This is a genomic window from Thalassotalea sp. ND16A (genome assembly GCF_000764205.1).
Taxonomy (GTDB): Bacteria; Pseudomonadota; Gammaproteobacteria; order Enterobacterales; family Alteromonadaceae; genus Thalassotalea_A.
In genome coordinates this window covers 23,842-31,599 of record NZ_JQDZ01000017.1, presented here as the reverse complement: position 1 = coordinate 31,599, position 7,758 = coordinate 23,842, and the positions used below count along the sequence as shown (strand labels likewise).

1 protein-coding gene is annotated in these 7,758 nt (G+C 45.1%); it reads left to right on the top strand.

Annotation, left to right across the window (positions count from 1 at the left end; genetic code table 11):
• Positions 1–35: 35 nt before the first annotated feature.
• Positions 36–7,748 (top strand): Ig-like domain-containing protein, encoded by a 7,713-nt coding sequence (locus ND16A_RS15650; RefSeq protein WP_235281965.1) that lies wholly within the window; start codon positions 36–38, stop codon positions 7,746–7,748.
• Positions 7,749–7,758 lie beyond the last annotated feature (10 nt).

Below are 7,758 nucleotides of genomic sequence, written 5' to 3'. Positions count from 1 at the left end.
GGACGCCAGGCGATGGTGTCACCACTTCCGGTGCGGTGACGCTAACCGTTCAGGATGGCGGTGAAAACGGTGCGTTACCGGATGCGCAAATATTTACCATTACGGTAACGCCAGTGAATCAGGCACCAACCATTACTTCAATTGCACCACTAACCGCGACGGAAGGAAGTGAATATGCCTATACGGCAACGGTGACCGATGTTGACGATGATAATAACGGTACGGATCTAACCTGGAGCTTAACTAATGCGCCAGCTGGCATGACAGTAACGTCTACCGGTAAAGTGACGTGGACGCCAAGTGGTGGCGTGGCCACATCTGGTGCGGTTACTTTAAGTGTTGAAGATGGTAAAGAAGACGGTGCATTACCAGACTCGCAGACCTTTACCATTACGGTAACGGATGCTAACCAGACCCCAACTATCACCTCCACTGCGCCAGTAACGGCGACGGAAGGAAATGAATATAGCTATATCGCAACCGTGGAAGATGTCGACGATGCCAATAACGGTACGGATCTCACGTGGAGTTTAACCAACGCGCCTGCAGGAATGACAGTAACGTCTACCGGTAAAGTGACGTGGACGCCAGGCGATGGTGTCACCACATCTGGTGAGGTTACCTTAACCGTTGAAGACGGTAAAGAAGACGGAGCATTGCCGGACTCGCAAATATTTACCATTACAGTAACGCCAGTGAATCAGGCACCGACCATTACTTCAACTGCGCCATCAACGGCGGTTGAGGACGTTGAATATACCTATACGGCGACGGTGACTGATGTCGACGATATCAACAACGGTACCGATCTCACCTGGGGCTTAACCAACGCGCCAACAGGAATGACGGTGTCATCGATTGGTAAGGTGACGTGGACGCCAGCCAATGGCGTGAGCTCTTCCGGTGTGGTTACTTTAACCGTCGAAGATGGCAAAGAAGACGGCGCGTTGCCGGACTCGCAAACCTTTACCATCAGTGTGACGGCAGAAAACGATGCCCCAATCGCGACCGATGACGATGTTACCTTAGACGAAGACAGTTTGGTTATTATTGATATTCTTGATAACGACAGTGATGATGAGAACCAACTCAATACTGCCGGGGTATCGATATTGGTGGCGCCAGAACATGGCACATTATCGGTGAATCCATCAACCGGTGAAGTAACGTATACGCCAGAGGCTAATTTTCACGGTAAGGATAGTTTTTCTTATCAAGTAACTGATAGCCACAATGTGCAGTCCAATAACGCCACTGTAACCATTACTGTTAATTCTCTGAATGATGCACCAATTGCCAATAACGATGCATTTTCAACAGCCGAAGATACCGCCATTAGCTTAGTCAGTTTGATTGCTAATGACAGTGATGCTGATGGTTCGCTAGATGCGGCAAGTGTGACTATCACTAAAGCGGCAAGTCATGCGCTAAGGGTCAGTATTGTTGATGGTAAATTGAACTACACGCCAGCAGCTAACTATGTGGGTAACGACACTTTAGAGTATACCGTATTAGATAATGATGGCTTGGTGAGTGCTGCCGCAACGATTACTATAACCGTGATTGGTGAAAACGATGCCCCTGTCGCAGTTAATGACAGTGCGATAACCGATGAGGATAATGCCGTGGTTATCGATGTTGTGAACAACGATACCGACATTGAAGATATCAGCCCAGACTCGACTACGGTCACAATTACCACCGCAGCAGAACATGGTGAGGTTGTGGTAGATGCTATTACCGGTGAAGTTACTTACACCCCAGCTGACGATTATAACGGTAGCGACAGCTTTGCCTATTCCGTTAACGATTTCGGCCAACCTGTGATCAGTTCGAATGTGGCCCAAGTGACAATCACCATTAATGCGGTCAATGATGCTCCGGAGGCAAGTGACGACTCTATCGTACTATTTGAAGACGAGAAGATTTCACTGAACGTGTTGGGTAATGACAGTGACCTGGATGGTCAGTTAGCTTTAGACAGTGTTGTGGTAACCAGTCAGCCAGAGCAAGGCAGTGTAGCAGTAGATCCTGTTACTGGATGGATAGACTATACACCAAGCTTAAATTTTGCCGGCGAGACGAGTTTTACTTACACGGTGAATGACAACCTTGGCCTCAGCAGCAACGAAGCAACGGTTACTTTACAGTTATCACCGCTAAATGATGCTCCGGAAGCTGAAGGACAATCGCTTGTTACCGTTGAAGATATTGCATTAGATATCACCTTAACCGGAACGGATGTCGATAATGATAATTTAACTTATACCCTGGTTATTGCTCCGCAAAATGGTAGTTTGTCAGGCACGGGTGAAAATTTAACTTACACACCAAATGCTGATTATAATGGCAGCGACAGTTTCACTTTCAAAGTCTTTGATGGTGTGATCGACTCAACTGTTGCTATTGTCAATATTGAAGTGACACCGGTAAATGATCCACCTAAAGCCTTGCCACAATCACTAGAAACAGCAGAGGACATGCCATTAGCTATTATCTTAACCGGTGAAGATGCTGAAAATGACATTCTCACCTATACCATTGTCAGCACCCCAGATAATGGCCAATTAACGGGAACCGCGCCTAATTTAGTCTATACCCCAAGTGCTGATTTTAATGGCAATGACAGCTTCATCTTTAGGGTGAATGACTCTTTGCAAGACTCAGTACTGGCAACTGTTTCGATAGTGGTTAATCCGCTGAATGATGCACCTGTGGCAGTAGATGACAGTTATATAGTGGACGAAGGGGCATCTCTTACCGTTGGGATCATGACTGCGTTAACCTCGAACGATTCCGATATCGACAGTGCATTTACCGCACTGTTAGTCACACAGCCAAGCAATGGCAGCGTAACACTAAATAATGATGGCAGCTTTACTTACCATCATGATGGCAGTGAAACCACAAGTGATTCTTTCACCTATAAGATTAATGATGGTGAACTTGATTCTAATATCGCAACCGTCACGTTTAGTGTGACCCCTGTTAATGATCCTGCAGTGATTAGTGGAGGGGCTACCGGAACCTCTTCAGGCGACAGTGGCGAAACAACTTCAGGCGCGTTAATGGTCGAAGATGATGACGCGAACGAAGCTATATTTACTGAGCAACAAAATACTGCTGGTGAACACGGTCAATTTTCGGTGGATGCTAACGGTGATTGGCAGTATGTCATCAATGAAGATAATAGCGCCATAGTCGCTTTAACTGATGGTGAAACTTTAACGGAAACCTTTGTGGTAACCTCCATTGATGGTACCGAAATGCTGGTTACCATCACCATTACCGGTGTTAATGATGCGCCTGTTGCCCTTGATGATTTTGTTACTGTCGACGAAGACAGCGCAATAAACGTGGTAGTACTGGCTAATGATAGTGACTTGGACAGTGCCGAAATATCGGTTGTTAGTGCCAGCACAAGCCAGGGCACGGTTACCATTTTTGACGATGGCCAATTAGTATTTACTCCGGAGGCTGATTTTTATGGTGAAGCCATCATTGATTACATCATTACCGATGGCAGTTCCATGGCAAGTGCGCAAGTATTTATCACTGTTTTAGCGGTTAACGATGCGCCATTGGCGGTTAATGATATTGCGGTAACGTACATGAATATACCGGTAACCTTGTCTCATCTTGAAAACGATAGCGATATCGACAGTGATGACTTAACTACCATTGATTTTACCGTGCTTTCGGGTGCCGCCGAAGTAACCGCCGAAGGTGTGTTATTGTTTACCCCCGAGACCGACTTTATTGGCTCCGCGTATATTCATTATACCATTAGTGATGGCGATTTAACGGCGACGGCAACGGTTGAAATTATTGTTTCTACAGGTGCAAATAAAGGTGCTATCAATCAACCTCCAATTGCTAATGATGATGAAGTCACCTTGAGCGATTGGCTGCAAACGTCGATATCTGTGCTCGATAATGATAGTGATCCCGATGGTGATGAAATTACTCTGATTTCGGCGAGTGCTGTTTTGGGTGAGGTTACAGTTAATGAAAATCAGCTGCTTTATACGCCAGTGTCGGGGATGACAGAGTTTGTGATCGTGGAGTACGTTATTATCGATAGTGAAGGTGCACTAGCTCAGGCACAAGTTAAGATAAACTTCACTATTGAGCAAGCGGAACTGTTACCTGAACTATCGGTGCCTGATGATCTTTGTGCGGATTTAACCGTGCAAGCCAATGCCTTATACACGCGAGTTGAGCTGGGTATTGCTTCGGCCGCCGACAGGTTTGGTAACCAACTGCCAGTCTCAATCCTAGATGGTGTATCGCTATTTCCTCCAGGATTAAATACCACTTACTGGCAAACGGTAGATGCCGAAGGCAATACCGCAATAGCGCCACAACAAATTTGTGTGCAGCCATTAGTGTCGATTGCAAAAGATCAAGTGGTTGTCGAAGGTGAAGCTGTACAGGTCGGTGTCTATTTAAATGGTGCTGCGCCAAGTTATCCGGTGATTGTGCCTTATACCGTATCAGGCAGTGCCGAGCAGGACGATTATAGCTTGCTTAGCGGTGAAGTGATTATTACCGAGGGCAGCAGAGCGAATATCGATCTAACTACCATACTTGATGGTGTTGATGAAACCGACGAAACCCTGATTATCACACTAAGTGATGAGTTAAATCGCGGCGCCAAATATCAGCATCAGATCACGATTAGCCAAGGCAACTTGGCACCAGAAGTAGAATTAGCCGTGCTGCAAGATAATCAACAGCGTTTAATTGTTAGTCAACATTCTGGTTTAGTGACCGTAGATGCAGATATTTATGATCCAAACCTAGGTGATACGTTCAGCTTTGACTGGTCAACGGATGCTGACAATATGGTTAACCAAAGCAGCGAAAGTGATAAATTCATATTTGATCCGAGTGAGCTGGCCGTTGGTATTTATCATGTAACACTGGTGGCAACTGACCGAGCCATAGAGGCAAAATTTGATATTGCGGATGTCTATCTTCAACTGGTTGAGCAATTAGATATATTGTCGAATAAGGATTTAGATGGAGACAATATTGCCGATAATATTGAAGGTCATCAAGACTTGGATGGCGATGGTATCGTTGATTATGCTGATCGAATTAGCGAGTGTAATGTCATACCCGAATATAGCCATGTAGAAAATGGATTCTTAATTGAAGCGAACCCTGGGGTATGTTTACGCCGCGGCGAAATAACTCTGGGTGGCAGAACTGGCGCCGCTCATATTACTGATGCCGATGCGACGGCTGAATTAAATGGACTCGCAATTGATAATGCCGCAGTAAATATTGGTGGTATCTTTGACTTCATTGGCTATGGGTTGCCACAGAGCCAGCAAGCATTAAGTATTGTGATTCCACAACGAAAACCAGTACCTGAGAATGCCGTATATCGCAAATACGCGGTTACTGAAGGGTGGTTAGATTTTGTTGAAAATAACAGCAACAGTCTTTGGTCAACTCAAGGTGAACCGGGGTATTGTCCGCCACCACAAAGTGATTTATGGCAAGCTGGCTTAACTCCGGGCGCCTGGTGTGTGCAGTTAATGATCACCGATGGAGGAGTTAACGATAATGATGGTTACCGCAATGCAACTGTGGTTGGCACCGGTTATGTTGGTGTCTTGGCTGACGGCAATCAACCACCAATTGCTGACAACTTACAATTACTGTTGCCGCTAAATGGCACAACTAACATAAACATCTTTGACTTAGTCAGTGACCCTGATGGTGATACATTATCGCTAACCTCAGCTACGCCAATCTTCGGCACGGTGAGTGTGGTTGATGAGCAAATCATTTATCAGGCATTAGAGGGGTATGCCGGAACCGATATTATCCGTTATGGCGTATCTGATGGAAAGGGCGGCACCGCCTATGGAGAAATAACAATTAATTTTATCATCAACCGAGCACCGGTTATCGCCGATATAACCATGTCCGATATGAAACAGGGGGCAGAGGCTGAGCCGATTAACATTATTGCTGTTACCACAGATGCAGATGATGATGCACTCGAACTGATCAGTGCTACGGCATTAAATGGTAGCGTCAGCTTTGATGCCGATGGTAATTTGATTTATCTGCCTAATGATAGTTTCTCTGGTACCGATACCATAACCGTCGCCGTTCGTGATGCTTATGGCCACATTACTATGGCAACATTTACCGTAGAGGTGATCGCTCGAACCGAGGTTTCCTCAGTCACTAAATCTTCTGGCGGTGCGTTTAGTTGGTTATTAATGTTGGCAATCATGTTCATTGCTTATCGTCGCTTATCGTTAACAACGATGCGCCATTTGGCGCTTGCTGGTTTGGTGTTTATTAGCATCTTCAACCAAAACCTTGCTGTTGCCAGCAGCAGCACTTGTGGTAGTGCTGTTAGCGTTGATTGTTCGCCTTATAATGGCTGGTATATTGGCGGACAATTGGGTCAGGCGCAAACCGATGTTAGTCAACAAGAGATAGATGATGCGTTTAACGAGGTTGGTATTATCGCCAGCAGTGTCAGTGTCGACGATAGTGATATGAGTTATGGCGTGTTTGGCGGTTATCAGTTTAACCAATACTTTGCTTTGCAACTGGGCTACCTAGACCTGGGAGAGCGGGAAGTTCGCTTTACCGGTGAAGCCCATGAGCTGCCAGATTTTTACGATGCGGCAGAGCATATCTACCCCGATACTGGTAAAGGCTTTAACCTGTCGGCGATAGTATCCTATCCGCTCACCGAACGATGGAAGCTTTCTGGTAAAGCCGGTCTTTTTGATTGGCAACGCGATTATGACACCTTTACCAATAACGATGATGTCGGCTCTGATGATATCTCGGGTACTGATTTAATGTTAGGTATTGAGGCGGGTTATCACTTTCGGCGAGATCTGCAATTTTTTGCCTCTTATGAAACGATAACGTTAAAAAATCATGATGTAGACCAGTTTAGCTTAGGTATCCGCTACTTCTTTGGTCAGTCAACCCCGAAAGCAATACCAGCGTTACCGAAAAAAGCATTGCCAGTTATTGCTAAGGTTGCGCCAGTCATTGTCGAGCCTGTAGTGACCGAACCTGAAATTGTGGAACCAGAAGTGATGCAACTGGTAAAAGCGCCAGAGCCAATTTCCATTTATTTCGCCCTGGATAAGTTTAATATCGATGCGCAAAGCCATAAAAAAGTGAAACAAGCGCAAAACATATTAGCTAACGAGCCTGATTTAATCGCCATCATGACCGGTTATTCATCAACCATAGGTTTACCTGACTGGAACTACCAATTGTCAAACTGGCGAGTTCATCAAGTGGCTAAATTGTTATATTTAAATGATGTGCGCATTTCACGATTAAGTACGGCTTATCAAGGCGATGTAACCCAGGATGCAACACCAAAAAGCCAACGTGTTGATATCATTTTTGTACGCGTGCCGAAAAACTTAATGGTGGCAGAAAAAACCACCATTAACTTTGGTATATTCTCAGATAAATTGGTTGCTGCCGATGTCGATAAAATCAAACAGGCGGTAGCGAAAGTTGATCTCGAAAAACTAAATCATGTATCGGTTGTTGCCTATGCTAAATCCCCGGGCAATGATGCTGGTTTAAAAGAATTAGCGTCTAGTCGCGCAAATAAGGTTGCAGAGCTATTAAAGTCTGAAGGTATTGATATATCAATTACAACGAACTTTATCTTGTTGAAAGACAATGAACAACCTCAGGGACGTAAAGTGGATATCGAGTTTCATCTTAAAGAGTAATTAATCTTAG